The organism is Microbacterium album, assembly GCF_014643695.1.
Classification (GTDB): domain Bacteria; phylum Actinomycetota; class Actinomycetes; order Actinomycetales; family Microbacteriaceae; genus Microbacterium; species Microbacterium album.
Genome location: NZ_BMJY01000002.1, coordinates 430,453 through 457,347, shown reverse-complemented (window position 1 = coordinate 457,347; position 26,895 = coordinate 430,453). Strand labels below are relative to the sequence as shown.

Below are 26,895 nucleotides of genomic sequence, written 5' to 3'. Positions count from 1 at the left end.
CAGCCACCTCCCGCCCTCCCGCCAAGGGGGATCGACGCCTGCCGCACGCGCACGAGCGTCACACGTTGAAGCGGAACTCCACGACGTTCCGGTACCGAGCAACCTCTGGCGTTGCGATCGGTGCCGAGAGCGTAGGTGGCTTTCATGACGAGCGAGCGTGAGGACTTCGGCGGGATGACCGTGAACGAGCGCCTTGCCGCCGCCCATCTGCTTGGCGCGTGGGACCAAGCGATCACAGCAGGCGATCGCGAGCGGGCGATCGCAGTCCTGAAGCGTGTGGCGCTGAACGACGACCAGGCCATGTTCACGGTCGACACGGTTCTTGCCGATCCAGCGCGCTACGGGTTCACCCAAGCCGAGTGACTGGATCTGTCAGGAAGCACGGCCGGCCCCAGATGTTGAACCGGAACTACACGTTGAACCGGAACTCCACCACGTCGCCGTCCTGCATGACGTAGTCCTTGCCCTCCATGCGGACGCGGCCTCGGGACTTGGCCTCGGCCATGGAGCCGGCCTCGTCGAGGTCGGCGAACGAGACGATCTCGGCCTTGATGAAGCCGCGCTCGAAGTCGGTGTGGATGACTCCGGCGGCCTGCGGGGCGGTCCAGCCCTTGCGGATGGTCCAGGCCCGGGCCTCCTTGGGCCCCGCAGTCAGGTAGGTCTGCAGGCCCAGCGTCTCGAAGCCCACGCGGGCGAGCTGGTCGAGGCCCGACTCCTGCTGGCCGAGCGACTGCAGCAGCTCGAGCGCCTCGGCCGCGTCGAGGTCGATGAGCTCCGACTCCACCTTGGCGTCGAGGAAGACCGCCTTGGCGGGCGCCACGAGCGCCGCGAGCTCCGCCATGCGCGCGTCATCGGTCAGCACGCCTTCGTCGACGTTGAACACGAACAGCGTCGGCTTGGCGGTCAGAAGGCCCAGCTCGCGGATCGGCGCGACGTCGAAGCCGGCCTGGAACAGCGTCTTGCCGGAGTCGAGCACGGCCTTCGCGTCGGTGGCGGCGGCGAGCACGGCCGGGTCCGTCTTCTTGCCCTTGACCTCCTTGTCCAGGCGAGGAAGGGCCTTCTCGAGCGTCTGGAGGTCGGCGAGGATCAGCTCCGTGTTGATCGTCTCCATGTCGCTGGCCGGGTCGACCTTGCCGTCGACGTGCACGACGTCCGAGTCGGAGAAGCCGCGCACGACCTGCGCGATGGCGTCGGCCTCGCGGATGTTCGCGAGGAACTGGTTGCCGAGCCCCTCCCCCTCGCTCGCGCCGCGCACGATGCCGGCGATGTCGACGAACGACACGGGAGCCGGCAGGATCCGCTGCGAGCCGAAGATCTCGGCCAGCCTGTCGAGGCGGGGATCTGGCAGCTCCACCACGCCCACGTTCGGCTCGATGGTCGCGAACGGGTAGTTCGCGGCGAGCACCGTGTTCTTGGTCAGGGCGTTGAAGAGGGTCGACTTGCCGACGTTGGGAAGGCCGACGATTCCGATGGTAAGAGCCACGGGAGACCAGTCTACGCGCGCGCCCCTGAGCATCCGCGGCTCCGCGCCCCCCACCGCCAGCTGGCGCAGCCGTTCGGAGCCTACCCGGAGGTGCGGGTGCGAATCTGGAACGATGAGCGCGAGTGCCTCCTCCTCCCAGCCCTCCCCCTCCGCCACGGGTGATCGGCGGTTCTTCGGCCATCCGCTCGGGCTGTTCTCGCTCGCGACCACCGAGCTGTGGGAGCGCTTCAGCTACTACGGGATGCGCGCGATCCTGCTGCTGTTCCTCACCGCTGAGCTCGCCGAGAGCGGCCTCGGTCTCGACACGGCACTGGGCCAGTCGCTCGTGGCCATCTACGGCACCGGCGTGTACCTGCTCACGATCGTGGGCGGCTGGATCGCGGACCGCATCATCGGCGGGCGGCGCGCGGTGTTCTACGGCGGCGTCATCATCGCGGCCGGCCACGTGAGCCTTGCGCTCCCGGGGGGAGCGTTCTCGTTCCTCGGGATCGTGCTGGTCGCGATCGGCACGGGCCTGCTCAAGGCCAACGTGTCGGCAATGGTCGGCGAGCTGTACACGCGCGAAGACCCGCGTCGCCAGTCGGCGTTCTCGATCTTCTACCTCTTCATCAACCTCGGCTCGTTCTTCTCGCCGCTGGTGGTGGGAGCGGTGCGGGCGATGTTCGGCTTCCACGCCGGGTTCCTCGTCGCGGCGATCGGGATGGGCATCGCGCTCATCGTGTTCGTCGCCGGGCGCGGCACCCTCGCCGGAGCCGGCGACGACATCCCCAACCCGATCGGGCGGGAGGAGATCCCGGCGGTCCTGCGGATGATCGGCGTGATCCTGCTCGCGGTCGCCGCCCTGGCGGGGCTGGCCACGCTGCTCTCGGGCGGCTGGGGGCTCGGCACCATGGTGGACACGCTGTCCTACCTCGCCTTCGTGGCCCCCGTGGCGGCGTTCGCGATCATGTACCGCTCACCCAAGGTCACGCCGGCGGAGCGCAAGCGCCTGTTGGCCTACATCCCGCTGTTCGTCGCGGCGATGCTGTTCTGGATGATCTTCGAGCAGGCCGCCACGACCATGACGACGTTCGCGGCGGAGCGGACGGAGTTGTCGCTGTTCGGCCTGGCGATCGCGCCCGAGATGTTCCAGTCGATCAATCCCCTGGCGATCATCGTGCTGTCCCCCGTCTTCGCGTGGCTCTGGCTCAAGACGAACGACAGGCCGGCGGTGCCGTACAAGTTCGCGCTCGGGCTCGGCCTGGCGGGGGTGTCGTTCCTGATCCTCGCGGGCGGGGCGTGGCTCGCCGCCGATGCCCAGGCGCCCGCACTGCTGCTCGTGACCGTCTACGTGGTGCAGACGCTCGGCGAGCTGTGCCTCTCGCCCGTGGGCCTCGCGGCGACGACCCTGCTGGCGCCGAAGGCGTTCCGGGGGCAGGCGATGGGCCTGTGGTTCCTCGCGCCGGCGGCGGGCACCGCGATCACGGCGCAGGTGGTGCAGGTCACCGACGGCGCCTCCGACACGGCGTACTTCGGTTGGACCGGCGTCGTCGCGATCGTCTTCGCCGCCGCGCTGTTCCTGCTCGGCCCGTGGGTGCGCCGCCTCATCCACGAGGCCGACCGCGCCGAGGGCGTCCACACCTCGGGCGACTGACCCCCTGTTCGCCGGCGGCGGCGCGCCTGCCTCGGTGACGGGACGGCGGGCCGCAGACTCGATGCGTGCCCCTGGACTTCACCTCGATCGACTTCGAGACCGCCAACGGCTCGGCCGCCTCCGCGTGCCAGGTCGGACTCACCCGGGTGCGCGACGGCCGGGTCGTCGAGACGGCCGGGTGGCTCATCCGGCCGCCCGCGGGGCACGACGCCTTCCTCGAGTGGAACACCCGGATCCACGGGATCACCGCCGAGGACGTCGCGGACGCGCTCGCGTGGGACGAACAGGTCGAGGACCTGATCGGTTTCGCCGGCGACGACGTGCTCGTCGCGCACAACGCGAGCTTCGACATGCGCGTGCTGCGCGCGGCGTGCGAGGTCACGGCGTACGCGTGCCCGCCGTACCGCTATCTGTGCACGCTGCAGGTGGCGCGCAAGGTCTACCGGCTCCCCTCGTACCGACTGCCCGCCGCGGCCGAGGCCGCCGGGTTCGCCGGTTTCTCGCACCACGACGCGGTCGCCGACGCGCTGGCGTGCGCCCACATCCTCATCGACGCCGCTCGCCGTTCCGGCGCCGACGACATCGAGGCCCTCGCAGCCACGATCGGCGTGCGCACCCACAGCATCGCTCCGGCAGCCGTCGCCGTCTGAGCCCCTCCGGGCGCGTCTCCGGCCGATGTCGGAGGCCCCCGGGAGGATGGCGGCATGGATGCGCTCTCCCTGATCCTCGCGGTCGTCGCACTGGCCGCCGGTGCCGTCGCCGGATGGCTCGCGCGGGCCGCACACGCCGCGCGCGCCGAGTCCGCGGTGCGCGCGGCTCTGGCCGCGCGCGAAGCCGAGATCGCGGGGCTGCGCGAAACGGTCGAGCGGCAGGAGGATCTGCGTCGCGACGCGGTCGCGCACGCCGAGGCGGAGCGGCGGACGGCGGAGGAGAGGGCTCGTCGCGAGAGCGCGGTGCTCAAGGCGCTGGCCCCCGTGCGCGACAGCCTGCACCGCATGCAGCAGCGCGTGGACGAGATGGAGCGCGAACGCCACGGGCAGTTCGGCGCGATCGCGGAGCAGCTCCGGCGCGCGCACGCCGCCGACGAAGCGCTGCGGCTCACGACCGAGTCGCTCGCCGGCGCCCTCCGCTCCACGACCGCGCGGGGCGTGTGGGGAGAGGCTCAGCTGCGGCGCGTCGTGGAGGCGGCCGGTCTGCTCCGCCACGTCGACTTCGACACGCAGGTGAGCACCGCCGTTGACGGCGTCACCGCACGGCCCGACCTCGTGGTGCGCCTGCCGGGCGGCAAGGCGCTCGCGGTGGACGCGAAGGCCCCGCTCGACGCGTTCCTGGACGCCGCGGCGATTCCCGACACGGCCACGGGCGACGCCGCACGCCGCCGGCGCGAACTCCGTACGCAACATGTCAAGGCGGTGCGCGCGCACGTCGACGCGCTCGCGCGCAAGGCCTACTGGTCGGGACTCGATTCGAGCCCGGAGTTCGTGATCTGCTTCCTGCCGAACGAGGCGATCCTCGCCGTCGCGCTGGACGAGGACCCGACCCTGCTGGAGTACGCCTTCGCCAAGCGCGTCGCGCTGGCGTCGCCGGTCAACCTGTGGGCCGTGCTGAAGACCGTCGCGTACGCGTGGACCCAGCAGGAGGTCTCCGACGAGGCGCGCACGCTGTTCACGCTCGGCAACCAGCTCTACGAGCGCCTCGGCACCCTCGCGCAGCACGCGGACGACCTTCGGCGCGCGATCGAGCGCACGGTGGACTCGTACAACCGCTTCGTCGGATCGCTCGAGTCACGCGTGCTGGTCACCGCACGGCGATTCCCCGGCATCGACGCGACCAAGCTCGATGCCGCCGCCGAGCCCGCTGCCCTGCATGCCGTGCCGCGGCGCATGACCGCCCCCGAACTGCTGGAGGCCCTCGACGAGGGCTCCGAACCTGCCGTCGCACCGCCCGAGTCGATCGCCGACCGACTGGAGCCGGGCAGACTCGACGCGCCGGAGCGGATCAGCCCGGAACGAAGCTGAGCAGCGCCGTGACGGCCCCCGAGAAGGCGACGAAGGCGCCGATGAACCACCACGCGCTGGGCTCCTGGCCGGGGGCGCGGCGTACACGCAGCAGCACGTCCGGGCGTCGCGCCGGATCGTTCACGGCCTGCTGAGGGGCCTTCGCCGACCTCGCCGTCTCGCGTGCTGTCACGTGCCCTACCGTCATCGTTCGCCCCCAGTGGTGCGGACCGTTCGGTCCCCACCCATTCTCCCAGACGCTTGCCGAGAAGACGGTTACAGGTGCGTCACGGGTGGCGAGTGTCGCGGCGCCATCGCGCGGCCGCGGTCACACCGCAGCGACGGTCAGAGCCACTTCGAGACGAGGTGGTCCGACGAGATCCGGCGCAGCGTGCCCGAGTGGCTGCGCAGCACGACGCTCTCCGTGTACACGTAGTCGCCCTGCCGTCGGACACCGGCGACGAGCTGCCCGTCCGTCACACCCGTCGCCACGAACAGCGTGTTGTTGCCGGCCACAAGATCGTCGGCCTCGTACACGTGGTCCATCTTCAGCCCCGCGTCGATGCCCTTCTGGCGCTCCTCGTCGTCGCGCGGCCAGAGGCGGCCCTGGATGTGACCCCCGAGCGCCTTGATCGCGCATGCCGTCACGATCCCCTCGGGACTTCCGCCGATGCCCACGCACATGTCGGTGCGCGCATCATGCCGCGCGGCGTTGATGCCGCCCGCGACGTCGCCGTCGCTCATCAGGCGCGTGCCGGCGCCGGCCTCGCGGATCTCGCGGATGAGCTGATCGTGGCGGGGCCGGTTCAGCACGGAGACCACCATCTCGTCGACGGGCTTGCCCAGTGCGGCCGCCAGCTTGCGGATGTTCTCGCCGATGGGCAGGCGGATGTCGACGACCCCCACGCCCGCGGGGCCCGTCACGAGCTTGTCCATGTAGAAGACGCTCGACGCGTCGAGCATGGTCCCGCGATCCGACATGGCGATGACCGACAGGGCGTTCTGCCGGCCCGCCGCCGTGAGCGACGTGCCGTCGATCGGGTCGACCGCGATGTCGTAGGAGCGCCCCTTCCCGGTGCCGACGTGCTCGCCGTTGAACAGCATGGGGGCGTCGTCCTTCTCCCCCTCGCCGATCACGATCACGCCGTCGAAGTCCACGGTCGCCAGGAACGCGCGCATCGCGTCGACCGCGGCGCCGTCCGCGGCTTCCTTGTCACCCCGTCCGATGAAGGGCACGGCGCGAATCGCGGCCGCCTCCGTGGATCGCACGAGCTCGAGTGCGATGTTGCGGTCGGGGTGAAGGGGCGCCATGTCAGAGGTCTCCATGTTCTCCAGCGTATGGCCGCGTGACGCCGCGGACCGGCACGACGGGCGCGCAGAAATCGCGTTTCTTTCCTCGCCGCCAAGCGTTGGTCGGCGGCGTACGGGCCCGGGGCACACCCTCTCGCGCGCGAGCCCGCGCGGATAGACTGGCGAAGCCTGATCGCCGATCTTCAAGGAGTCGCCATGCCCTTCGCCACCCCGGATCAGTACGCCGACATGCTGGATCGCGCGAAGGCAGGCGGCTTCGCCTACCCCGCGATCAACGTCTCGAGCTCGCAGACCATCAACGCCGTCCTGCAGGGCCTGACGGAGGCGGGGTCGGACGGCATCCTGCAGGTGACCACGGGCGGCGCCGACTACTTCGCCGGCCACACCGTGAAGGGGCGCGCGACGGGCGCGATCGCGATGGCGCAGTACGTCAAGCAGGTCGCCCAGAACTACCCCGTCACGGTCGCGGTCCACACGGACCACTGCCCGAAGGACGCCCTCGACTCGTTCCTGTTCCCGGTGCTGGAGGCTTCCGAGGAGCAGGTGAAGGCGGGCGGCGCCCCCATCTTCCACTCGCACATGTGGGACGGCTCGGCGGTGCCGCTGGACGAGAACATCCAGATCGCGGGCGAGCTGCTGCCCCGGATGAAGAACATCGGGGCGATCCTCGAGATCGAGGTCGGCGTCGTCGGCGGCGAGGAGGACGGCGTCAAGCACGAGGGCTCGAACGAGGCGCTCTACACGACGGTCGCCGACGTGACGAAGGCCGTCGAGGCCCTCGGCCTGGGCGAGAAGGGCCGGTACATCTCGGCGCTCACGTTCGGGAACGTCCACGGCGTCTACAAGCCCGGCAACGTCAAGCTCCGCCCCGAGCTGCTCGGCGAGATCCAGGAGGGCATCGCCGCGGCGTTCGGCACGGGCCCCAAGCCGCTCGACCTCGTCTTCCACGGGGGCAGCGGCTCGAGCGACGAGGAGATCGCGCTCGCGGTGGCCAACGGCGTCATCAAGATGAACATCGACACCGACACCCAGTACGCCTTCACCCGCTCGATCGCGGGCTACATGTTCTCGAACTACGAGGGCGTGCTGAAGGTCGACGGCGAGGTCGGCAACAAGAAGCAGTACGACCCCCGCGCCTGGGGGAAGATCGCCGAGTCGGCGATGGCCGCGCGCGTGGTCGAGGCGACCAAGCAGCTCGGCTCCCACGGCCACTCCCAGGGCTGAACGCTCTGGCTGAGCCCTCGGCGAGGCACCGGTCCTCGGACCGGTGCCTCGCCCCGGATCATCGCGAGGGCGCGAGGAACGTCGCGGTCGCCGCACCCGTGTGCGGCGACCGCTCGACCACGGCCCGCACCGCGTAGACGCGCTCGATGAGGTCGGCGTCCAGCACCTCCTGCACGGGGCCGGCGGCGACGAGCCGCCCCGACTCCAGCACCGCGACGTCGTGGCAGAACCGCGCTGCCAGGTTGAGATCGTGCAGAGCCGCGACGACGGTGATCCCCAGCCCCCGCAGCAGCGCGAGCACCTCGAGCTGGAAGCGGATGTCGAGGTGGTTGGTCGGCTCGTCCAGCAGCATCACTTCCGGTTCCTGAGCGAGGGCGCGGGCGATGTGGACCCGTTGCCTCTCCCCTCCCGAGAGCGTGCTCCAGCGGCGTGACGCCAGCTCCGCCACGCCCACCCTCGCCAACGCCGCCTCGACGACCTCCCGATCCCGCTCGCTCGCCGCGCTGAACGCGCGACGGTACGGCGTCCGACCCAGCATCACGATGTCGGCGACCAGAAGATCCGTGTGGAGGTCGTGGTGCTGCTCGACCAGCGCCATCCGGCGCGCGACCGCACGGCGACGAGCCGCGTGCACCGGCAGCCCGTCGAGCGTCACCTCCCCCGAGTCCGGCCGCCGGACGCCCGCGAGCGCCCGGAGCAGCGTGGTCTTCCCCGCGCCGTTCGGTCCGAGCAGCCCCAGGAGCCGAGCGGGCTGAGCCTCGATCTCCACTGCGCTCAGGAGATCACGCCCGTGTGCCCTCACCGTCAGGTCACGCGCTCGAAGCGCTCCCACGGCGGCCGTCATCGCGCCGTCCTGCGCAGGACGAGAGCGAACGCCGGGGCGCCCAGCAGTGCCGTGATCACCCCGACCGGGAGCTCGTGCGGCGCGAACGCCGTGCGAGCGAACGCGTCCACCCAGATGAGGAAGATGGCGCCCGTGATGGCGGAGAGCGGGATCAGCAGACGATGCCCCGGGCCCGCGATGATCCGCACCGCGTGGGGAACGAGCAGCCCCACGAACCCGATCGCCCCCGAGGCGGCCACTGCGGCGGCCGTGACCAGCGCGGCGGACGTCATCAGGGTGATCCGCGCCGCCGTCACGCGGATGCCGAGGGCGCCGGCAGCGTCCCAACCGAGCTCGAACGCGTCCATCGCCGGAGCGAGTGCCGCACAGACCGAACAGCCGACGAGGACGATGCCGGCGGCGAGCAGCGTCTGGGGCCATCTCGCTCCGCTGAGAGACCCCAGCAGCCAGAAGGTGAACCCCCGCGTCGAGTCCGCGTCGCCGCCGAGCATGAGCACGAGCGACGTCACCGCGGAGAAGAACTGGGACACGAGGACGCCCGTGAGCACGACGCGGGCGGGGTTCGCGATCCGCCCGCCGCCGATCAGCACGAGCACGATCCCGAATGCGAGCAGCGCGCCGGCGAACGCCCCCGTGGACAGCGCGAACGCCCCCGTGCCCCAGCCCAGGATCAGCACGGCGACCGCACCCGTGGAAGCGCCCGAAGAGACCCCCAGCAGGTAGGGCTCGGCGAGCGGGTTGCGGGTCACCGACTGGAGCACGGCGCCGCAGACGGCCAGACCCGCGCCGACCACGCCGGCGAGGATCACGCGCGGCACCCGCGACTGCCAGACCAGCGAGTCCACGAGCGGCGGCGCCGGCGCCGTGGGCGCCAGCGCGCCGAGGCCGACGTTGCGCAGCACGATGCCGACGACATCGAGCGCACCGATGCTCGCCGTCCCCACGAGCACCGCCCCGATCACGGTCACCACCAGCCCGCCCGACGCCAGCGCAGCGACGGCGGCTCCGCGCAGCCGCCGGGGCCGCGCGTCGACCGGGCGGGGCGAGACGGCCGTCGCGGCCGTCATCGCCGCGCGAGGACGATGTAGTCGTCGTAGAGCTGCCAGACCGTGCCGGTCTCGCGGAAGCCGGCGGCTCGCAGCGCCTCGTGGTGCAGCGCCAGCGGGCTGTCCGCGGGAGCCGGTCGATCCCGGAAGCGTCGCTCGCGCTCGTCCGCGTGCGCGGCGAGCTCGGGCATCGCGAGCGCCTCCTCCCACCACTCATCCCAGGTGGGCACCCCCGCGCCTCGCGCGGCATCCTGCGTGCGGGTGTCGTCGCGGACGGCGAGCGAGCGCAGGAGCGGTTGCGTCGCGGGGTCGAACCTCAGGTGGTCGGCGTTGAGCACGACGCCGCCCTCCCGCACCAGGTCACCGAGCTCCGCGTAGAGCGCGACGAGCGTGGACGGCGGCAGCCAGTGCAGCGCCGTGGAGGACACCGCCGCATCCACCCCTGTCACAGGCAGCGCCGACGCCCAGCCCGGCGCAGCGAGGTCCGCGGAGACCGGCACGAATCGATCGCCATACGACTCCAGCGCGATCGCGGCCAGACGCAGCAGCACCGGGTCATAGTCGATCCCGATCACCGTGGCGTCGGGGAAGCGATCCAGGATGCGCGCCGAGAGGCTACCGGGGCCGCACCCGAGGTCCGCGACGACGAAGGACGTCCTTCCGTCCTGCGTCGCGGCGAGGACGTCGAGCATGACCTCGAACCGTGCTTCCCGGTCGGTGATGTAGGCGGCCTGCTGCGCATCCCAGCGCGCCACGAGGCGCTCCCAGTCGGTCATCGCGCACGCCCCTGCAGGTCGACAATGCCCTCGGCCACGGCGGGAACCGCGCGGACGCTGTTGATCGAGGGATCCATGTACTGGCCGGGAACGACGATGAACCGCTCCTCCCGCACGGCCTCCAGCTGCGACATCAGCGGATCCGTGGTGAGGAACTCGATCTTCTCCGCCGCGGTGTCACCGGGGTACCCGCGGGTGAGGTCCGCCAGGACGATGAACTCGGGATCGCGCGCGGCGACCTCGTCCCAGCTCACCTCCGGCCACTTGTTCGCCGCATCGTCGAAGAGGTTCCGCAGCCCGAGGAGCTCCGACACGTGCTGGGGCAGGCCTCCCGGCCCCGCCACCGAGGGAGTCGCGGCGGACGCCGCCGTCGAATAGAACCACACGACGGACGGCTCCCCCTCGATCGCCTCGGCGACGTCGAGCCCCTGCCGGACCGTCGCCTCCTGCTCCGCCACGAGCTCCTCGCCCGCGGGTGCGACATCCAGGATGTGCGCGATGTCGCGGATCTCCTCGTTCAGGAGCGCGAAGGACGCCTCGTCGACCGCCGCGTGATAGATGCAGTCGAACTCCGTCAGGTAGGTGGGCACCCCGAGGGAATGCAGCTCGGCCCGCTCGCCGGCGTTGTCCGCCGTCAGGAACGACGCGTAGGACGAATAGACGAAGTCCGGCTGCGCCTCGAGGAGACCCTCGTGCGTGAGGATGCCGTCGGTGAGCAGGGGGATCGACTCGTACGCGGCACGGATGTCGTCCGGCACCGGATCGGTCTGGTAAGCGGTCCCCACGACGCGCTCCGCCGCCCCGAGGCGGATCAGCAGCTCCGTCGCCGACTGGTTGAGCGAGACCACGCGCTCCGGCGGGTCCGCCACCGAGACGGTCAGTCCGCAGTTGTCGTACTCCAGCGGATACCCGGCCGCCGCGGACGCGGGATCGCCCGAGTACGGCGACGTCGATGCGTTGCACCCGACGAGGAGCGCACCCGTTCCGATCACGAGACAGAAGCTACTGATTCTCATTCTCATTTGCACGATGCAAACCTAGCATCCGCGGAGCGCGCCCCCGGTCGACGTCCCCCGCCGGTGCCCCGCGCGCATGGCGGGCGGAAGTCGGCGGCGGGTCAGGGAGTCGCGGCGAGCTGCGCTTCCACCGCCGCGTACAGCGCGCGCGACTCCGCGAAGCGCGCGTCGTCGTCGAGCTGGTGGAGCACGACGACGTAGACGCGGACGCTCTCGCCGCCGACCACGACGTCCTTGGCGGACAGCAGGCTGCTGCCATCCAGCGTCCCGGTCTTCACGCCCACGACCCCGGGATCGTCCAGGAGATCGTTCGTGTTCTCCACCAGGCCGGCGCCCGGCAGCTCGACCTCGCGCGTCGCCACGATCTCCGCGACCACCGGGTGGGCGAGCGCGAGCCGTGCGAGCGCGATGAGTGAGGACGGCCTCGCCGTGTTCCGAGGGTCGATGCCCGTCGGCTCGACGATGGCGATGCCACCGAGCCCGTGGCGCTCGAGGAAGACCGCCGCGGCCGCGGCGAAGGCCTCGTCGCCGCCCCAGATGTCGGTCACGAGGATGTCGGCGTAGTTGCAGGCCGAACCCATGAGCATGCCCTGGAGCAGCTGGTACTGGGTCAGAATCCCGCCCGCGGGCACCGGAAGGGCCGACTCGCCCCGCTCGGTGTACTCGGCGTACGAGTTGTTCCAGCGCTCGACGAAGTGATAGTCCGGGCCGTGCTCCCCCGGTGCGAGCGGCCGCTCCTCGAGCACCATGAGCGCCGTGACGAGCTTCGTGATGCTCGCCATGGGCGCCGCCTCCTCCGAGCGCGCGAGCGCCGGTCCGTCGCCCGCCGCGACGGCTGCGGAGCCCTCGGCCGGCCACGGCATCCGGTCGGCGTCGAGGGACGGCAGCTCCTGCCGGACGACCTCGGCCTCGATCCCCTGTTCGGGGCCGACTCCCGATCCGACCGCCGAGTTCGCGAACGACGCGATGCCCGCACCCAGCGCGACCGCGAGCACGACGAACAGCCCGGAGCGCGCGAGGCGCTGCCGACGGCGACGACTGAGAGGGCTCATGTGATCACAGTCTGTCGTGCCCCGCTCCCGCCGCGGTGAAGGCGCTCCGAATCGGCGCCGTCACGGCGACGGACCGGAGTGACCCGGCCACCGCGCATCCCAAGGCCAGCCGGAGAAGCGTCAGCCGGAGAAGCGTCAGCCGGCGAAGCGCTGCACCAGCACATCGATCAGACCGGGGTGCGAGAGCAGCGCGTTCGCGACGATCATCGCGGAGAACAGGTTGAACACGGCGCCCCCGGCGAGCGGGATCCAGAACAGGACCCAGCCGCGCACGTGCGCTTTCCAGGTCGCCCATGCCGTGACGAACCAGCCGACCGCGAGCACGAGCGCCCCTGCGACGCCCCACGCGCCCGTCGAGTGCAGCCCCACGGATCCGGCGTCCACGCCGATGGCGTCGGCGAGCGCGACCGGGTCGAGCAGCACGGTGGCGGCGCGCACGACGGTCAGCAGGCCGTAGATCAGCAGGCCGACCGCGACCACGCGATCCAGCGTGCGCCCCGGCGAACGCCGCGTCGACGTCCCCGCGGATGCCGCAGCGGGCGGCCCCGCAGGCGGCGGGACCGGCGGCTCGTGCAGCGGCGCGCGGATGTGGGCGCGCTGCTCCTCGGGCGTCGCGTACTCGCCGAACCGGGGCCCGCCCGCGGGCGGTGTCGGTCCGCTCACGCGCGGCCCCGCCCGCCGAGGGCGCGCTCATCGCGACGCCCACTCGGGTCCTGGCGCAGTTCCTTCGGCAGCGAGAACATGAGGTCCTCCTCCGCCGTGCGGACCTCCTCGACGTCGCGGTACCCCGCGCCCGCGAGCTGGGAGAGCACCTCCTGCACGAGCACCTCCGGCACGGAGGCGCCGCTCGTGACGCCGACCGTCGCGACGCCGTCGAGCCACTCCTGCCGCACCTCGTCCGCGTAGTCGACGCGGTACGCGGCCTTGGCGCCGTGCTCGAGCGCCACCTCCACGAGCCGGACGCTGTTGGAGGAGTTCGCCGAACCCACGACGATCACGAGATCCGCGTCGCGCGCGACCTTCTTGATCGCGACCTGGCGGTTCTGCGTGGCGTAGCAGATGTCGTCGGACGGCGGGTCCTGCAACTGGGGGAAGCGCGCGCGCAGCCGGCGCACCGTCTCCATCGTCTCGTCGACGGAGAGGGTCGTCTGCGACAGCCACACGACCTTGCTCGGGTCGTCGACCACGACGTGGTCGGCCTCCTCGGGCGAGTTGACGATCGTCACGTGGTCGGGGGCCTCCCCCGCGGTGCCCTCGACCTCCTCGTGACCGTCGTGGCCGATGAGGAGGATCCGGTAGTCGTCCCGCGCGAAGCGGACGGCCTCCCGGTGCACCTTCGTCACGAGCGGGCACGTGGCATCGATCGCGTGCAGGCCGCGGTCAGAGGCGGCGTTCACCACCGCAGGCGAGACGCCGTGCGCGCTGAACACCACGTGCGCGCCTTCCGGCACCTCGTCGACCTCGTCCACGAAGATCGCACCCTTGCCCTCGAGCTCGGTCACGACGTGGATGTTGTGGACGATCTGCTTGCGCACGTAGACGGGCGCCCCGTAGCGCTCGAGCGCCTTCTCCACGGCGACCACGGCACGGTCGACGCCGGCGCAGTATCCCCGCGGCGCCGCGAGCAGCACACGCTTGTGCCCGGCCACCGGGATATCCTTGAGGGGCTCCTGCCGCGCCTGGGCGCGACGCGCCGGAACGGAGGGCACGGGTAGCGAGATGGCGGTGGGGCTCACACGCCGATTCTACGCGCGACGCCCTGTGCGGGGCCCGAGCGCCGCCGTTTCGCCCGCGCCACCCGTGCGCGTCGCGAGGACAGACCAGACCGTACACCGAGCCAGAACCGAGGTGGCATGACGTCGTTCCAGCCGGCCGAGGTGCCGGGCGAGGCACCGCCCGCCGACAGCGTGTCGCCGCGCGACTCGACGCCGGCCGCGCCCACGTCCGTCGCGCGGCTCAACCAGACCATCCGTGGGTTCATCGAACGGTGGGGCTCGGTGTGGGTCGAGGGCGAGATCACGTCGTGGAACGTGCGAGCCGGGGCTGTGTACGCCCGGCTGAAGGACCTGCAGGGCGATGCGCAGATCTCCATCCGGATCTGGTCGAGCGCGCGCGGACGGATGCCCGCAGACCTCAAGGTCGGCGACCACGTGGTGGCATGCGTCAAGGCGGACTACTACGTGCGCGGCGGCGACTTCACGTTCCAGGTGTCGTCGATGAAGCACGTCGGCCTGGGCGAGCAGCTCGAGCGGCTGGAGCGCCTGCGCGCGGCCCTGCGCGCGGAGGGCCTGTTCGACCCCGCGCGCAAGAAGCCGCTGCCGTTCCTGCCGCACTGCATCGGGCTGATCACGGGCGAGCGCAGCGACGCCGAGAAGGACGTTCACCGCAACGCCGAGCTGCGCTGGCCCCAGGTGCGCTTCCGCACCGAGTATGCGGCGGTGCAGGGCGACCGCTGCGTCCCCGAGACGCTCGCTGCGCTCGCCCGTCTGGACGCGGATCCCGAGGTCGACGTCATCGTCATCGCGCGCGGCGGGGGCGACCCCCAGACCCTCCTCGGCTTCAGTGACGAGCGCCTCCTGCGCGCGGTCGCGGCCGCACGGACGCCCGTCGTCAGCGCGATCGGGCACGAGAACGACCGCCCGCTCCTCGACGACGTCGCCGACCTGCGGGCGTCCACCCCGACCGACGCGGCCAAGCGCGTGGTCCCAGACGTCGGCGAGCAGCGGGCCATCGTGGCGCAGCTGCGCGCGCGCATGGCCACGCGACTGAGCCATCGCATCGCGCACGACGTCGCGCAGCTCGAGCAGCTCCGTTCGCGCCCCGTTCTCCGCACCCCCGAGCACATGATCCGGACGCGGACGCAGGATGTCTGGCAGCTGGTCACGCGCGGACGGGAACTGGTCGCGCGCCGCATCGAGCAGGGCGCCCTGCGCACCGCCGAACTGCGCGCGTCGCTGCGTGCCCTGTCGCCGGCTGCCACGCTCGCGCGCGGCTACGCCATCGCGCACACGGACGGCGGCGTCATCGTCCGCGACGCGGCGCAGGCGCCGGCCGGGACGCGCCTCGTCGTGACGCTCGAGCGAGGATCGGTCGCGGCCACGTCGACGGGCGAGGTCGCCGAGGGCGGACCTCATCCGGACCCGTCCGCGACCTCGGAGGCTGGATCGTAGGATGGAGGACGTGACCGCGGAGCCCGCACTTCCCGATGTCGCGACGCTCTCGTTCGAGCAGGCGCGCGACGAGCTCGTCCGTGTCGTCGGCGAGCTCGAGCAGGGCGCGCCCACGCTCGAGCAGTCGCTCGCGCTGTGGGAGCGGGGCGAGGCGCTGGCGGCGCGCTGCGACGAGTGGCTGCGCGGGGCCCAGCGACGGCTCGAGGACGCCCGGGGCGGCGCGGAGGATGCGTCGTGATGGCGCGCTCGCCGCGCGTGGTCGCGGAGCTCGGCCGTCCCGAGACTCCGGAGGAGACGGCGGCCCGGAAGGCCGCGAACTCCCGCGCCTATCGCCAGAGCCAGAGCCTGCGGAACCTGATCGTCGCCCTCGCGGTCACGCTCGGCGTCGTCGCGATCATGATCTGGGGCGTGCCGCGCGGCGACCCCGGTGAGCGCCCGAGCGTCGACCCCGCCCCGGTCGCGGCCATGGCGGAAGACGCCTACGACCGCACCGTGGTCGTCCCCGACGTGCCTGCCGGCGACGGCTGGCGGGTCAACCTCGCGGAGGTCACACCCGGCTCCCCCGCGTCCTGGAACATCGTCTACGTCCCCGGCGACACGAGCTTCCTGCGCTTCGCCCAGGGCTTCGACGCGGATGCCACGTGGGCCGCCCAGGTGCTCGGCGGCACCGCCCCCTCAGACGACGTCGTGATCGACGGCATCACCTGGCAGGTGTACGACGTCGATCCCCGCCGGAACGCCAACATCTCTTACGCCCTCGGCACGCAGGCCGGCGACGACCACGTGCTGCTCTACGGCACGTCGTCGCCCGAGAAGACGGCCGAGGTCGCGGGAATGATCGCTTCGCAGGTCCGTGCTCTAGCCGAGGAGAGGGAATGACGCGAGAGACCATGGCGCGGGAGATGACGCCCGACGAGGCGTGGGCCGAGATGCTGGCGGGCAATGCGCGCTTCGTCGCGGGCACGCCCAAGCACCCCCATCAGGACGTCGCGCGCCGCCACGAGATCGCCGCCGCGCAGACGCCCCGCGCGGCGCTGTTCGGCTGCTCCGACTCGCGCCTCGCGGCCGAGATCATCTTCGACATGGGCCTCGGCGACCTGTTCGTCGTGCGCAACGCGGGGCAGGTCGCGGGCGACTCGATCGTCGGCAGCCTCGAGTACGCGGTGGACGTGCTGAAGGTGCCGCTCATCGTCGTGCTCGGTCACGACGAGTGCGGCGCCGTGCGCGCCGCGATCGAGAGCACCCGGTCGGACGCCCCCGCACTCCCGCCCCTGGTGTGGCGGCTCATCGCGCCGATCGTGCCCGCGGTCCGCCGCGTGCAGCGCGAGGGCGCGGCGGACGGCGTGACGCCCGACACGATCGACGCGGAGCGCGTCGGGCGGGAGCACCTGCGCGACACCGTCTCGTCGCTCCTGCACGCGTCCGAACTGATCAGCGAGGCGGTCGCCGAGCGGCGCGTCGCGATCGTCGGAGCCAACTACCGCCTCGCAGAGGGCACGGTCGTTCCCAACGTGATGCTGGGCACAGCCGACGACGCGGCCGCCTGACCGACCCGATCCCCCAACCACCACGACGCACCACCACGACCCGTCCGGAGGAACGACGAAGTGACCGACACCGAGTACCGCATCGAGCACGACACCATGGGCGAGGTGCGCGTCCCCGCCACCGCGCTGTACCGGGCGCAGACGCAGCGCGCCGTGGAGAACTTCCCCATCTCGGGCAAGGGTCTGGAGTCGACGCAGATCGCGGCGCTGGCCCGCATCAAGAAGGCCGCCGCGCTCGCCAACAAGGAACTCGGCACGCTCGACGGCGCCATCGCGGACGCGATCGCGGCGGCGGCCGACGAGGTCGCGACGGGCCAGCACGACGCGCACTTCCCCGTCGACACCTACCAGACCGGGTCCGGCACGTCCTCGAACATGAACATGAACGAGGTGCTCGCGACGCTGGCGACGCAGAAGCTCGGCGCGGACGTCCACCCCAACGACCACGTGAACGCCTCCCAGTCCTCGAACGACGTGTTCCCGACGTCCGTGCACGTCGCCGTGACGCAGGCGCTGATCGAGGACCTCATCCCCGCACTCGACCACCTCGCGCGGGCGTTCGAGGCGAAGGCGGAGCTGTGGAAGGACGCCGTCAAGGCGGGCCGCACGCACCTCATGGACGCCACGCCGGTGACCCTCGGCCAGGAGTTCGGCGGCTACGCGCGCCAGATGCGCCTCGGGATCGAGCGCGTGCGGGCCGCGCTCCCCCGCGTGGCCGAGGTGCCGCTGGGCGGCACGGCGGTCGGCACGGGCATCAACACCCCGCTGGGCTTCCCGCAGAAGGTGATCGCTCTGCTCGCCGAGGAGACCGGCCTGCCGATCACCGAGGCCCAGGACCACTTCGAGGCGCAGGCCAACCGCGACGGTCTCGTCGAGGCATCCGGCGCGCTGCGCACGATCGCGGTGTCGCTCACGAAGATCAACAACGATCTGCGCTGGATGGGCTCGGGCCCCAACACGGGCCTCGGCGAGCTCCACATTCCCGACCTGCAGCCCGGATCCTCGATCATGCCCGGCAAGGTCAACCCGGTCGTGCCGGAGGCCGTGCTGATGGTCGCGGCCCGCGTCATCGGCAACGACGCGACGATCGCCTGGGCGGGCGCGTCGGGCTCGTTCGAGCTCAACGTCGCGATCCCCGTCATGGGCACCGCCCTGCTCGAGTCCATCCGCCTGCTGGCGAACGCCTCGCGCGTCCTCGCCGACAAGACGGTGACGGGACTGGAGGCGAACCTCGAGCGCGCCGCCGCATTCGCGGGCATGAGCCCGTCGATCGTCACGCCGCTCAACAAGCTGATCGGCTACGAGGCGGCCGCCAAGATCGCCAAGCACTCGGTCGCGAAGGGCATCACGGTGCGCGAGGCCGTCATCGACCTCGGTTACGTCGAGCGCGGCGAGATCACCGAGGAGCAGCTGGACGAGAAGCTCGACCTGCTCTCCATGACGCACGCCGGCTGACGCCTGTCGCGCGAGGGGGCCCGGAGGCGATCGCCTCCGGGCCCCCTCGTCTTCGCGCAGCCGCCGCGCTCAGGTGAGTTCGCCGGCCTCCAGCAGGTCGGTGACGAGCGCGGCGATCGCGGAGCGCTCGGACCGGGTGAGGGTGACGTGGCCGAACAGGGGCTGGCCCTTGAGCGTCTCGATCACGCTCGCGATGCCGTCGTGGCGGCCGACGCGCAGGTTGTCGCGCTGCGCCACGTCGTGCGTCAGCACGACGCGGGAGTTCTGGCCGATGCGGCTCAGCACCGTCAGCAGCACGTTGCGCTCGAGCGACTGCGCCTCGTCGACGATCACGAAGGCGTCGTGCAGCGACCGGCCGCGGATGTGCGTCAGCGGCAGCACCTCGAGCAGACCCCGCTCCACGACCTCGTCGAGGACGTTGGTGGAGACGACGGATCCGAGCGTGTCGAAGACCGCCTGCCCCCACGGGTTCATCTTCTCGCCGTGGTCACCCGGGAGATAGCCGAGGTCCTGGCCGCCGACCGCGTACAGGGGCCGGAACACGATGATCTTGCGCTGCTGCTGCCGCTCGAGCACGGCCTCGAGGCCCGCGCACAGCGCGAGGGCCGACTTGCCCGTTCCCGCTCGTCCGCCGAGGGAGACGATCCCGACCTCGGGGTCGAGCAGCAGGTCGATCGCGATGCGCTGCTCGGCCGAGCGGCCGTGCATCCCGAACACCTCGCGGTCGCCGCGCACCAGCCGCAGCTGGCCGTCCCCGGTGACGCGGCCCAGCGCCGACCCGCGCTCCGACTGGATCACCAGACCCGTGTTCACGGGAAGCCCCCGCGCCTGATCGTGCGAGGCGATCTCGCTCTCGTAGAGGTCCGACATGTCGTCGCCCGAGATCTGGAGCGTGCTGATGCCGGTCCAGCCCGAGTCGACCGCCTGCTCGGCGAGGTACTCCTCCGCGGACAGGCCGAGCGATGCCGCCTTGACCCGCATCGGCAGGTCCTTGGAGATGACCGTGACATGCTGACCGTCCTGCGCCAGGTGCATCGCGACGGCGAGGATGCGGCTGTCGTTGTCGCCCAGCCGGATGCCGCTCGGCAGCACCGTCGCATCCGTGTTGTTGAGCTCGACCCGCAGCGTGCCGCCGTCGCCGACCGGCACCGGGAAGTCGAGGCGGCCGTGCTCGACGCGTAGCTCGTCCAGGTGGCGCAGCGCTTGGCGCGCGAAGTAGCCGAGCTCCGGGTCGTGCCGCTTCCCCTCGAGCTCCGAGATCACGACGACCGGTATCACGACCGAGTGCTCGGCGAAACGGAAGAAGGCTCCCGGATCGCTCAGCAGCACGGAGGTGTCGAGCACGTAGGTACGGAGGTCCTGCGCGGAGTCCCCCGCAGCCACGCTCGCGGTGCTGCGTCGACGACGGCTGGACTGGTGAGTTGTTGTAGTCACGCCCACTCCCGACCCGGGATCCTGCCCGGCTTCAGCGAGTCGACCTGGGGCCACGAGTCGCGATCCGAGGGGCCGACCCGATCGAGCACCTTGCCCGATGCGACGAACGTACGGCCGCGGGGGCCCATCCGGCTACGACGACACGCACGGATCCGCATTAAGGGAAGGTGAATTTCCGGACGGTCGCGTCAGCCGACCCGGATACCCCGCATCCGCGCGCCGCGGCGGGGCCGTGCCGGCCCCCGACGGATCAGGCCCTCTGCTGGGCGAACGCCGCGCACGCCTCATCGAGCATGGCGAGCGTCGCCTCGTCGGTGCCGACGTGCGGCGCGATCCGCAGCAGTCCGCCGCGCGCGGTCGCGACCACGCCGCGGTTGGCGAGCGCGGCCCCGAGGGGCGCGACGTCCTGCGGCCGCGGCGCCAACGCGACGATGCCCGCGCGACGAGCGGGATCCTCGGGCGTTGCGACCGGGATGTCGTGACGCTGCGCGATCTCGACGACGCGCTCGACGCGTTCGGCGAGCGCGGCCGAGATCGCGGCGACGCCGACGCTCGAGACCTCCGCGAGCGCCACCGCGAGGCGGGCGGCGGCGAGGACGTCGGATCCGGTCACCGTGTAGGCCTGCGCGGACGCCGCCGGAGCGGGCACCTCGTCGAGCGCGAGGCCGCCCTCGACGCCCGCGAAGCCGGAGAGCACCGGCGCGATGCGCGAGCGCGCGCGAGCGCTGAACCAGGCGAATCCGGTGCCGCGTCCCGCGCGCAGCCACTTGTACCCGTTGCCGCAGACGACGTCGGCGGACGCCCAGTCCGCCTGCACCACGCCGAACCCCTGCATCGCGTCGACGATCAGGAGGCGGTCGGGACCGAGCGCCTCCCGCAGCTCGGCCAGGTCCACCCGGTGCCCCGTGCGGAAATCCACGAGACTCACCACGAGCGCAGCGGTGTCGTCGTCGACCGCGTCCGCCACCGACTGCGGCGTCACGATGCCGTGCTCGGGCCGCAGCCACCGGGGGGAGATCCGCCCGAAGGCGTCCGCGGCACGCACCAGGGCGGTCGGGATGGCGGGGAAATCCGCGGGCGACGCGAGGACGCCGCCCTCGAGCCCGTAGACCGCGTGCAGGAGGCCGTGCGACGTGGAGGGCTGGAGCGTCACGTCTTCGGCCGACGCCCCCAGCAGGTCGGCGAGGAGCGTCCGGGCCTCCGCGACGCGCTCGTCGACGTGCGCGATGCTCGTCGCGCGTCCCGTCCCGAGCAGCTCCAGGTCGGCGACGACCTCGTCGCGGACCGACGAGGACAGCGGTCCGAAGGCCGCCCAGTTCAGGTAGCCGGGCTCACCCTGGAAGGTGGCGCGATACTCCTCGAGGGTCGTGCTCACTCCGTCATTGTGGCAGAATCGCCCGCCCCGCCGCCGACGGTCCTCAGCCGCTGGACCTCAGCCGCCGAACCTCCGCTCGCGCGACGCGTAGTCGCGGATCGCGCGCAGGAAGTCCACCTCGCGCAGGTCCGGCCCCAGCGCCTCCATGAAGTAGAACTCGCTGTGCGCGCTCTGCCACACGAGGAAGTCGCTCAGGCGCTGCTCGCCGCTCGTGCGGATCACGAGGTCCGGGTCCGGCTGCCCACCCGTGTAGAGGTGCTCACCGATGGACTCGGGCGTGAGGTTCTCCGCCAGCTCCTCGAGCGTGCCGCCGCGGCGGCTGTGTCCGTCGATGATGCGGCGCACGGCGTCGACGATCTCGTGCCGACCGCCGTAGCCGACGGCCAGGTTGACGTGCAGCCCCCCGTGGGACCGCGTGCGCTCCTCGGCGTCCCGCAGCGCGGCCGCGAGCCCGTCGGGCAGGAGGGCGGCTCTCCCGACGTGCTGGACCCGCCAGTCGCCATCGGCGGACAGCTCCCTCGCCAGGTCCGCGATGATCTCGATGAGATCGTCCAGCTCGCGCTTGTCGCGCTTGCGCAGGTTGTCGTTCGACAACAAGTAGAGCGAGACGACCTTGATCCCGAGCTCGTCGCACCATCCGAGGAACTCGATCATCTTCGCCGCCCCCGCGCGGTGACCGTGGGCGGCGGACGCATAGCCCAGCTGGCGGGCCCATCTCCGGTTGCCGTCGATCACCATGGCGACGTGGTGCGGCACGCTGCCGGGGTCGATCTGGCGTCGCAGCCGCGAGCTGTAGAGACGGTACAGCGGCCCTCTGCCCTCGGTGGATCGCGTGGTGCGCACGGCAATACGCTACTCCGCCCCCGCGCGTGCTCCGCACGGCATGCGGAGCCGCGTAACCTCGGAATATGACGCCGACCTCGGACGAGAACCCCGCCTCAGCGGACGGCCTGCCGCAGCTCCCGCTGCTCGACGCAGCCGGGCGCGACGCCGGCACGGCCGAGATCAAGCCGAGCTGGCGCGGCTGGATCCACGCCGGAACCTTCCCCGTGGCGATCGCCGCGGGCATCGTGCTGATCTGCCTCGCCGAAGGCGCGGCGGCCAAGTGGGCCTCGGCGGTCTTCATGGCGTCGTCGCTGCTGCTGTTCGGCAATTCGGCCGTGTACCACCGCTTCGACTGGAAGCCGACCACCAAGGCGATCCTGCGCCGAGTCGACCACGCGAACATCCTGCTCCTCATCGCCGGGACGTACACGCCCATCGCGGTGCTCGCGCTGCCGCCCGGGAAGGGCGTGCTCCTGCTGTGCCTGGTGTGGGGCGGCGCGATCCTCGGCATCCTGTTCCGCGTGTTCTGGCTCAGCGCTCCGCGGTGGCTCTACGTCGCGCTGTACCTGCTGCTCGGGTGGGCCGCCGTGATGTACCTGGTGGACCTGTTCCACGCGAACGCCGCGATGATGGTGCTGGTGATCGTCGGCGGCCTCCTGTACTCGGCGGGTGCCGCCGTGTACGCGGTCAAGCGCCCCAACCCGTGGCCCGGACACTTCGGCTTCCACGAGATCTTCCACGTGTGCACGGTGCTCGCGTTCCTGTGCCACTGGACCGGGGCGCTGCTCATCGCCCTGGATCCCGCCTACAACGGCCCGGCCTGACGCGTCGGTGCAGACCGGTGGGTGAGGCCTACCGGCCCGCCGGGGAGTCGTCGCCCTCGGTGCCGGTCTGGTCGCCGCGGGCCGCCGCCTCCTCCGCGTCGAGGGCTTCCTGCGCCTCCTGACGGTAGCGCGCGCGCCGCACCCGGCGCAGCATGTCACCGGCGAGGACGACCAGCAGGACGACGAGGAGTCCGATCACCGCGAACCCCGCCGGCCCCGGCGTCACGAGGTCCGGGTCGACTGCGGCGACGGTCGTCGGCGTCGCGACCGCCAGCGACGTGGCGAGGGAGGCGACGGCGGACGCGCCGAGATCGTGCATCGAGGGGCTCCTGTTCTGACCGCCGCCACGACGACGGCTAGCCTGGTACTCCCAGCCTAACTTTCCCGGAAGAGGCCCGATGACGACACAGGCGCAGCTCGACGACCGGTACGGGCGCACCGCCCGGCCGCGTGCCGTGCTCGCCTTCTGGATCGCCGTCGCGCTGGTCGCGATCGGCGGGACCGTGTGGCTCGGGTGGAGCACCGTGTCACGCACGCTCCACGCCGTCGGCGTCGATGATCTCGGCTACACCGTGCGCGACGAGCACACCGTGGAGGTGTCCTTCCAACTCTCCGCGCCCCCGGGCCGCGACATCGCGTGCGCCCTCGAGGCGCTGGACGCGGAGTTCGGCGTCGTGGGTTGGCGGATCGTCGAATACGGGGCGGACGGCCGGCACGCCCGGTCGCACACCGAGACGATCCCGACCGTCGCGCAGGCGACGACCGGTTTGGTCAACTCGTGCTGGGTCACGTAATCTGGTCGTGATCATCACCGACGCCCCGGCGACTCGCCGGGGCGTCTTGCCTATCTTCGCCCGATCGAAGGGAGTCCCCCGTGGCAAACAACAGCGTGTCGAACGACGCACCGGTCACGTTCCTGACGCAGGAGGCGTACGACCGCCTGGCCGCCGAGCTCGAGCACCTCTCGACGGTCGGCCGTGAAGAGATCGCCAAGCGCATCGAGGCAGCCCGCGAGGAGGGCGACCTCAAGGAGAACGGCGGCTACCACGCCGCGAAGGACGAGCAGGGCAAGCAGGAAGCCCGCATCCGCACCCTGCAGGCGCTCCTGAAGGAGGCCGTCGTGGGCGAGGCCCCGCAGTCCGACGGCACGGTGCAGCCCGGGACGGTCGTCACCGCGCTCGTGCTCGGCGACGAGGAGCGCTTCCTGCTCGGCAGCCGCGAGATCGCGGGCGGCACCGACCTCGACGTCTACAGCGAGCAGAGCCCCCTCGGCGCCGCCATCCTGGGCCTCAAGGAGGGCGACAAGACCTCCTACAAGGCTCCCAACGGCAAGGACATCCCGGTCGAGATCGTGAAGGTCGAGACCTTCACCGGCTGACCCCGCCGCCGGACAACCTCAATCAGGCAAGACCTCGGGTTCGAAGCCGGCGTCGCGGAGGATCTGGAGCGTCAGCTCGCGGTGCTCCTTGCCGCGCGTCTCGACCGAGATCTGCAGCGCGACCTGGCTGATCTGCAGGCCCTGGCCGTGCCGCGTGTGCAGCACCTCGACCACGTTGGCTCCGGCTTCGGCGATCAGCTCGGACACGCGTGCGAGCTGGCCGGGCCGGTCCGGCAGCGGGATCCGCACGGTCATGTACCGCCCCGACGCCGCGAGACCGTGCGCCACGATGCGCTGCAGCAGCAGCGGGTCGATGTTGCCGCCCGACAGCACGGCGACCGTCGGCCCGTGCGCGCGCACCTTGCCGGCGAGGATCGCGGCCACGCCGACCGCGCCGGCGGGCTCGACGACGACCTTGGCACGCTCGAGCAGCACCAGGAGGGCGCGCGCGATGTCGTCGTCGCTGACCGTGACGACCTCGTCGACGAGCTCGCGGATCACCTCGAACGGGACGTCGCCGGGTCGGTTCACGAGGATGCCGTCGGCGATCGTCGGACGCGTCGTGATCTCGACGGGGTGGCCGGCGGTGAGCGAGAGCGGCACGGGCGCGGCGTTCTCGGCCTGCACGCCGATGATGCGGACCTGACGCCCCTCCGCGGCCGCGCGGGCCTTCGCGGCGGCCGCGACCCCCGCGATCAGCCCTCCCCCGCCGATCCCGAGGACGATGGTCGTCACGTCCGGGGCGTCGTCCATGATCTCGAGCCCGAGCGTGCCCTGGCCGATGACGATGTCGCGATGGTCGTAGGGGTGGATGAGCACCGCGCCGGTGCGGGCGGCGTGCTCGGCGGCACGCTGCAGGCCGACCGCGACGGTCGCCCCCTCGAGCACGACCTCCGCGCCGTAGCCGCGCGTCGCGAGCAGCTTGGGCACGGGCACGCCGAGCGGCATGTAGATCGTCGCGGGGATCCCGAGCTGCTGCGCCGCGAGCGCGACGCCCTGCGCGTGGTTGCCGGCCGAGGCCGCGACCACGCCGCGGGCGCGCTCCTCCGCGGTGAGCTGGGCCAGGCGGTAGGTCGCCCCGCGCACCTTGAACGACCCGGTGCGCTGCAGATTCTCGAGCTTCAGCCGCACGGGCGCACCGAGCACCTCGGTCAGGTGCAGCGAGTACTCGAGCGGGGTGTGCTCCACCACGCCCGCCAGGCTGCGCGCCGCGGCCTCGATCTCGGCGAGGCTCGGGATGGGCGGCTTCGCCGCCTCGCGGGCCTGTTCGCGGTCGGGTTCCAGAGTGGTCATCGATGCGGTCCGATCGTCTTGGGGATGGTGTCCCAGATGAGGTCGCCCTGCGGCGGAGCTCCCGTGCGCCACGACCCGGAGGACAGCGTCACGGCGACCACGTTCACGAAGGCGGCCAGCGGCACGGCGAACAGGGCTCCGGGGATCCCGGCGATCATGGTCCCGCCCGCCACGACCATGACGACCGCGAGCGGGTGCACCTTGACGGCCGAGCCCATCAGGATCGGCTGGAGCACGTGGCTCTCGAGCTGCTGGACGGCCAGCACCACCGCGAGCATCGCCACCGCGATCCAGAAGCCGTTGTAGACGAGCGCGATGAAGACGGCGATGGCTCCGGTGACGATCGCGCCGACGAGCGGGACGAACGAGCCGAGGAACACCATCACCGCGATCGGGATGGACAGCGGCAGGCCCAGGAAGAACGCGCCCAGGCCGATCCCGACCGCGTCGATCGTGGCGACGAGCAGCTGGGTGCGGGCGTAGTTGATGACGGTGCGCCAGCCGTTGCGCGCCGCGGTGTCGACGGCCTCGCGCGCGCGTCGCGGGAACAGCCGGACCGTCCACCGCCAGATGCCGCCCCCGTCGGCGAGGATGCAGATGAGGGCGAACAGCGCCAGGAGGATGCCGGCGCCGAGGTGGCCGACCGTGGTGCCGACCGCGAGCGCGCCGCTCCAGAGCGTGCCCGCCTGCTCCTGCAGCAGCTGGACCCCCTCGGTGATGTATCCGTCGATCTCCGCCTCGGAGATGCCCAGGTCGACGAGGAAGTCCCGCAGGGCGACGACGGCTTCGACGATGCGCGCGCGGACGCCGCCCATCTCCTGCGAGATCTGCCACACCACCAGCCACACGAGCCCGGTGACGATCGCGATCGTCCCGAGCAGCGTGATCACGATCGCGAGCCAGCGCGGAACCCGGTGCCGCAGCAGCCACGACAGCGCCGGCCACACGAGCGCGGTGATCAGGATGGCGACCAGCAGCGGGATCACCAGGAGCTTGAACTGGATGACCAGCCACACCAGCACGCCGGCCGCCGCGGCGAGCACGAGGAACCGCCACGCGTAGGCGGTGGCGATCCGCAGCCCCGGGGGCACGACGCCGTCCCCGGGTGCCGGGGTCGGCGGCTCGGCGGGGCGGTGACGGAAGATGTCCCAGAAGCCCGTGCGGGACGTGTCGTCGCTCATCGAGGTCAGTCTAAAGCCGGTGCGTCCATCG

The 26,895-nt window shown here is 71.7% G+C and carries 29 protein-coding genes; 13 read left to right on the top strand and 16 right to left on the bottom strand.

Translation table 11 applies throughout. The features are described 5' to 3' along the window. The first annotated feature begins 144 nt into the window (after positions 1 to 144). Entirely contained in the window at positions 145 to 363 is a 219-nt protein-coding gene (locus tag IEX37_RS04650) for a hypothetical protein (protein WP_188755062.1), read from the top strand. Between the two features lie 46 nt (positions 364 to 409). On the opposite strand, the gene ychF is transcribed toward IEX37_RS04650, so the two are convergent. Further along, the gene (ychF, locus tag IEX37_RS04645) at positions 410 to 1,483 is read right to left on the bottom strand and encodes a redox-regulated ATPase YchF (protein ID WP_188755061.1); all 1,074 of its coding nucleotides are present in this window, start codon (positions 1,481 to 1,483) and stop codon (positions 410 to 412) included. A gap of 112 nt (positions 1,484 to 1,595) precedes the next feature. On the opposite strand from ychF, the gene IEX37_RS04640 reads away from it, so the two are divergent. The 3 genes from IEX37_RS04640 (at position 1,596) to IEX37_RS04630 (ending at position 5,134) form a co-directional block, all read left to right on the top strand. Further along, complete coding sequence (locus IEX37_RS04640) at positions 1,596 to 3,116, top strand: peptide MFS transporter (protein WP_188755060.1); 1,521 nt, start codon at positions 1,596 to 1,598, stop codon at positions 3,114 to 3,116. A gap of 65 nt (positions 3,117 to 3,181) precedes the next feature. Further along, positions 3,182 to 3,766, top strand: a complete 585-nt coding sequence (locus tag IEX37_RS04635) for a 3'-5' exonuclease (RefSeq protein ID WP_188755059.1) — start codon at positions 3,182 to 3,184, stop codon at positions 3,764 to 3,766. 54 nt (positions 3,767 to 3,820) lie between these two features. Continuing rightward, on the top strand, positions 3,821 to 5,134 hold the full coding sequence (locus tag IEX37_RS04630) for a DNA recombination protein RmuC (protein WP_188755058.1): 1,314 nt from the start codon (positions 3,821 to 3,823) through the stop codon (positions 5,132 to 5,134). Here IEX37_RS04630 and IEX37_RS04625 read toward each other — a convergent pair. Beyond that, entirely contained in the window at positions 5,115 to 5,321 is a 207-nt protein-coding gene (locus tag IEX37_RS04625) for a UDP-N-acetylmuramyl pentapeptide phosphotransferase (RefSeq protein ID WP_188755057.1), read from the bottom strand. The two genes, IEX37_RS04630 and IEX37_RS04625, sit on opposite strands and share 20 nt — an antisense overlap. A gap of 137 nt (positions 5,322 to 5,458) precedes the next feature. Further along, a complete protein-coding gene (glpX, locus tag IEX37_RS04620; protein ID WP_373286247.1) occupies positions 5,459 to 6,439 on the bottom strand; it encodes a class II fructose-bisphosphatase in 981 nt (326 codons plus the stop codon). A gap of 180 nt (positions 6,440 to 6,619) precedes the next feature. Between glpX and fbaA the strand changes: the two genes are divergently transcribed. Beyond that, on the top strand, positions 6,620 to 7,648 hold the full coding sequence (gene fbaA / locus IEX37_RS04615) for a class II fructose-bisphosphate aldolase (protein ID WP_188755056.1): 1,029 nt from the start codon (positions 6,620 to 6,622) through the stop codon (positions 7,646 to 7,648). A gap of 58 nt (positions 7,649 to 7,706) precedes the next feature. Here fbaA and IEX37_RS04610 read toward each other — a convergent pair whose 3' ends face one another. The 7 genes from IEX37_RS04610 to IEX37_RS04580 form a co-directional block, all read right to left on the bottom strand. After that, positions 7,707 to 8,417 carry an ABC transporter ATP-binding protein gene (locus tag IEX37_RS04610; RefSeq protein WP_229663062.1) on the bottom strand — a complete coding sequence of 237 codons (711 nt, stop codon included), beginning with the start codon at positions 8,415 to 8,417 and terminating at the stop codon, positions 7,707 to 7,709. A 71-nt stretch (positions 8,418 to 8,488) separates the two neighbouring features. After that, positions 8,489 to 9,559 carry a FecCD family ABC transporter permease gene (locus IEX37_RS04605; protein ID WP_188755054.1) on the bottom strand — a complete coding sequence of 357 codons (1,071 nt, stop codon included), beginning with the start codon at positions 9,557 to 9,559 and terminating at the stop codon, positions 8,489 to 8,491. Further along, positions 9,556 to 10,314 carry a class I SAM-dependent methyltransferase gene (locus tag IEX37_RS04600; protein WP_188755053.1) on the bottom strand — a complete coding sequence of 253 codons (759 nt, stop codon included), beginning with the start codon at positions 10,312 to 10,314 and terminating at the stop codon, positions 9,556 to 9,558. Before IEX37_RS04600 ends, IEX37_RS04605 begins: the two co-directional genes overlap by 4 nt. Then, the gene (locus IEX37_RS04595) at positions 10,311 to 11,306 is read right to left on the bottom strand and encodes an ABC transporter substrate-binding protein (protein WP_229663061.1); all 996 of its coding nucleotides are present in this window, start codon (positions 11,304 to 11,306) and stop codon (positions 10,311 to 10,313) included. The genes IEX37_RS04600 and IEX37_RS04595 overlap by 4 nt, the downstream gene beginning before the upstream one ends. Positions 11,307 to 11,431: 125 nt before the next feature. Beyond that, the gene (locus IEX37_RS04590) at positions 11,432 to 12,382 is read right to left on the bottom strand and encodes a D-alanyl-D-alanine carboxypeptidase family protein (protein WP_188755051.1); all 951 of its coding nucleotides are present in this window, start codon (positions 12,380 to 12,382) and stop codon (positions 11,432 to 11,434) included. Positions 12,383 to 12,517: 135 nt separating this feature from the next. Further along, complete coding sequence (locus IEX37_RS04585; protein WP_188755050.1) at positions 12,518 to 13,045, bottom strand: DUF6264 family protein; 528 nt, start codon at positions 13,043 to 13,045, stop codon at positions 12,518 to 12,520. Next, on the bottom strand, positions 13,042 to 14,103 hold the full coding sequence (locus IEX37_RS04580; protein WP_373286249.1) for a 4-hydroxy-3-methylbut-2-enyl diphosphate reductase: 1,062 nt from the start codon (positions 14,101 to 14,103) through the stop codon (positions 13,042 to 13,044). Before IEX37_RS04580 ends, IEX37_RS04585 begins: the two co-directional genes overlap by 4 nt. Positions 14,104 to 14,235: 132 nt before the next feature. On the opposite strand from IEX37_RS04580, the gene xseA reads away from it, so the two are divergent. From xseA to IEX37_RS04555, 5 genes are read left to right on the top strand one after another with little or no spacing between them, the layout of a single operon-like run. Then, positions 14,236 to 15,552: an exodeoxyribonuclease VII large subunit gene (gene xseA / locus IEX37_RS04575; protein ID WP_188755049.1), complete on the top strand. Its 1,317-nt coding sequence runs from the start codon at positions 14,236 to 14,238 to the stop codon at positions 15,550 to 15,552. Between the two features lie 10 nt (positions 15,553 to 15,562). Continuing rightward, positions 15,563 to 15,790, top strand: coding sequence for an exodeoxyribonuclease VII small subunit (locus tag IEX37_RS04570; RefSeq protein WP_373286246.1), 228 nt, complete (start codon positions 15,563 to 15,565; stop codon positions 15,788 to 15,790). After that, positions 15,790 to 16,431 carry a DUF4245 domain-containing protein gene (locus IEX37_RS04565; protein ID WP_188755047.1) on the top strand — a complete coding sequence of 214 codons (642 nt, stop codon included), beginning with the start codon at positions 15,790 to 15,792 and terminating at the stop codon, positions 16,429 to 16,431. The genes IEX37_RS04570 and IEX37_RS04565 overlap by 1 nt, the downstream gene beginning before the upstream one ends. 11 nt (positions 16,432 to 16,442) lie before the next feature. After that, the gene (locus IEX37_RS04560; protein WP_188755117.1) at positions 16,443 to 17,099 is read left to right on the top strand and encodes a carbonic anhydrase; all 657 of its coding nucleotides are present in this window, start codon (positions 16,443 to 16,445) and stop codon (positions 17,097 to 17,099) included. Between the two features lie 60 nt (positions 17,100 to 17,159). Next, positions 17,160 to 18,554 (top strand): class II fumarate hydratase, encoded by a 1,395-nt coding sequence (locus IEX37_RS04555; RefSeq protein ID WP_188755046.1) that lies wholly within the window; start codon positions 17,160 to 17,162, stop codon positions 18,552 to 18,554. A gap of 69 nt (positions 18,555 to 18,623) precedes the next feature. Here the strand turns inward: IEX37_RS04555 and phoH2 are convergent, their stop codons facing one another. The 3 genes from phoH2 to IEX37_RS04540 form a co-directional block, all read right to left on the bottom strand. Further along, positions 18,624 to 19,937, bottom strand: a complete 1,314-nt coding sequence (gene phoH2, locus IEX37_RS04550; protein WP_188755045.1) for an RNA 5'-3' helicase PhoH2 — start codon at positions 19,935 to 19,937, stop codon at positions 18,624 to 18,626. 301 nt (positions 19,938 to 20,238) lie between these two features. After that, complete coding sequence (locus IEX37_RS04545) at positions 20,239 to 21,363, bottom strand: aminotransferase class V-fold PLP-dependent enzyme (RefSeq protein ID WP_188755044.1); 1,125 nt, start codon at positions 21,361 to 21,363, stop codon at positions 20,239 to 20,241. A 57-nt stretch (positions 21,364 to 21,420) separates the two neighbouring features. Next, the gene (locus IEX37_RS04540) at positions 21,421 to 22,206 is read right to left on the bottom strand and encodes an isoprenyl transferase (protein WP_188755043.1); all 786 of its coding nucleotides are present in this window, start codon (positions 22,204 to 22,206) and stop codon (positions 21,421 to 21,423) included. A 65-nt stretch (positions 22,207 to 22,271) separates the two neighbouring features. Between IEX37_RS04540 and trhA the strand changes: the two genes are divergently transcribed. Continuing rightward, positions 22,272 to 23,012, top strand: coding sequence for a PAQR family membrane homeostasis protein TrhA (gene trhA / locus IEX37_RS04535; protein WP_188755042.1), 741 nt, complete (start codon positions 22,272 to 22,274; stop codon positions 23,010 to 23,012). A 28-nt stretch (positions 23,013 to 23,040) separates the two neighbouring features. Here the strand turns inward: trhA and IEX37_RS04530 are convergent, their stop codons facing one another. Next, positions 23,041 to 23,331: a hypothetical protein gene (locus IEX37_RS04530; protein ID WP_188755041.1), complete on the bottom strand. Its 291-nt coding sequence runs from the start codon at positions 23,329 to 23,331 to the stop codon at positions 23,041 to 23,043. 79 nt (positions 23,332 to 23,410) lie between these two features. On the opposite strand from IEX37_RS04530, the gene IEX37_RS04525 reads away from it, so the two are divergent. Further along, positions 23,411 to 23,806, top strand: a complete 396-nt coding sequence (locus IEX37_RS04525; protein WP_188755040.1) for a DUF4307 domain-containing protein — start codon at positions 23,411 to 23,413, stop codon at positions 23,804 to 23,806. 95 nt (positions 23,807 to 23,901) lie between these two features. Then, the gene (gene greA, locus IEX37_RS04520) at positions 23,902 to 24,390 is read left to right on the top strand and encodes a transcription elongation factor GreA (protein WP_188755116.1); all 489 of its coding nucleotides are present in this window, start codon (positions 23,902 to 23,904) and stop codon (positions 24,388 to 24,390) included. 18 nt (positions 24,391 to 24,408) lie between these two features. Here greA and ilvA read toward each other — a convergent pair whose 3' ends face one another. Next, on the bottom strand, positions 24,409 to 25,683 hold the full coding sequence (ilvA, locus tag IEX37_RS04515) for a threonine ammonia-lyase (RefSeq protein WP_188755039.1): 1,275 nt from the start codon (positions 25,681 to 25,683) through the stop codon (positions 24,409 to 24,411). Continuing rightward, entirely contained in the window at positions 25,680 to 26,864 is a 1,185-nt protein-coding gene (locus tag IEX37_RS04510; RefSeq protein ID WP_188755038.1) for an AI-2E family transporter, read from the bottom strand. Before IEX37_RS04510 ends, ilvA begins: the two co-directional genes overlap by 4 nt. Between the last annotated feature and the right edge of the window lie 31 nt (positions 26,865 to 26,895).

What these genes read in the sequence shown, in the direction of transcription:
- IEX37_RS04650 (WP_188755062.1), top strand. Translation starts at nt 145, where the DNA reads ATGACGAGCGAGCGTGAGGACTTCGGCGGGATGACCGTGAACGAGCGC.
- IEX37_RS04640 (WP_188755060.1), top strand. Translation starts at nt 1,596, where the DNA reads ATGAGCGCGAGTGCCTCCTCCTCCCAGCCCTCCCCCTCCGCCACGGGT.
- IEX37_RS04630 (WP_188755058.1), top strand. Translation starts at nt 3,821, where the DNA reads ATGGATGCGCTCTCCCTGATCCTCGCGGTCGTCGCACTGGCCGCCGGT.
- IEX37_RS04625 (WP_188755057.1), bottom strand. Translation starts at nt 5,321, where the DNA reads ATGACGGTAGGGCACGTGACAGCACGCGAGACGGCGAGGTCGGCGAAG.
- glpX (WP_373286247.1), bottom strand. Translation starts at nt 6,439, where the DNA reads ATGGAGACCTCTGACATGGCGCCCCTTCACCCCGACCGCAACATCGCA.
- fbaA (WP_188755056.1), top strand. Translation starts at nt 6,620, where the DNA reads ATGCCCTTCGCCACCCCGGATCAGTACGCCGACATGCTGGATCGCGCG.
- IEX37_RS04605 (WP_188755054.1), bottom strand. Translation starts at nt 9,559, where the DNA reads ATGACGGCCGCGACGGCCGTCTCGCCCCGCCCGGTCGACGCGCGGCCC.
- IEX37_RS04600 (WP_188755053.1), bottom strand. Translation starts at nt 10,314, where the DNA reads ATGACCGACTGGGAGCGCCTCGTGGCGCGCTGGGATGCGCAGCAGGCC.
- IEX37_RS04590 (WP_188755051.1), bottom strand. Translation starts at nt 12,382, where the DNA reads ATGAGCCCTCTCAGTCGTCGCCGTCGGCAGCGCCTCGCGCGCTCCGGG.
- xseA (WP_188755049.1), top strand. Translation starts at nt 14,236, where the DNA reads ATGACGTCGTTCCAGCCGGCCGAGGTGCCGGGCGAGGCACCGCCCGCC.
- IEX37_RS04565 (WP_188755047.1), top strand. Translation starts at nt 15,790, where the DNA reads ATGGCGCGCTCGCCGCGCGTGGTCGCGGAGCTCGGCCGTCCCGAGACT.
- IEX37_RS04560 (WP_188755117.1), top strand. Translation starts at nt 16,443, where the DNA reads ATGGCGCGGGAGATGACGCCCGACGAGGCGTGGGCCGAGATGCTGGCG.
- trhA (WP_188755042.1), top strand. Translation starts at nt 22,272, where the DNA reads ATGACGCCGACCTCGGACGAGAACCCCGCCTCAGCGGACGGCCTGCCG.
- IEX37_RS04530 (WP_188755041.1), bottom strand. Translation starts at nt 23,331, where the DNA reads ATGCACGATCTCGGCGCGTCCGCCGTCGCCTCCCTCGCCACGTCGCTG.
- IEX37_RS04525 (WP_188755040.1), top strand. Translation starts at nt 23,411, where the DNA reads ATGACGACACAGGCGCAGCTCGACGACCGGTACGGGCGCACCGCCCGG.
- ilvA (WP_188755039.1), bottom strand. Translation starts at nt 25,683, where the DNA reads ATGACCACTCTGGAACCCGACCGCGAACAGGCCCGCGAGGCGGCGAAG.
- IEX37_RS04510 (WP_188755038.1), bottom strand. Translation starts at nt 26,864, where the DNA reads ATGAGCGACGACACGTCCCGCACGGGCTTCTGGGACATCTTCCGTCAC.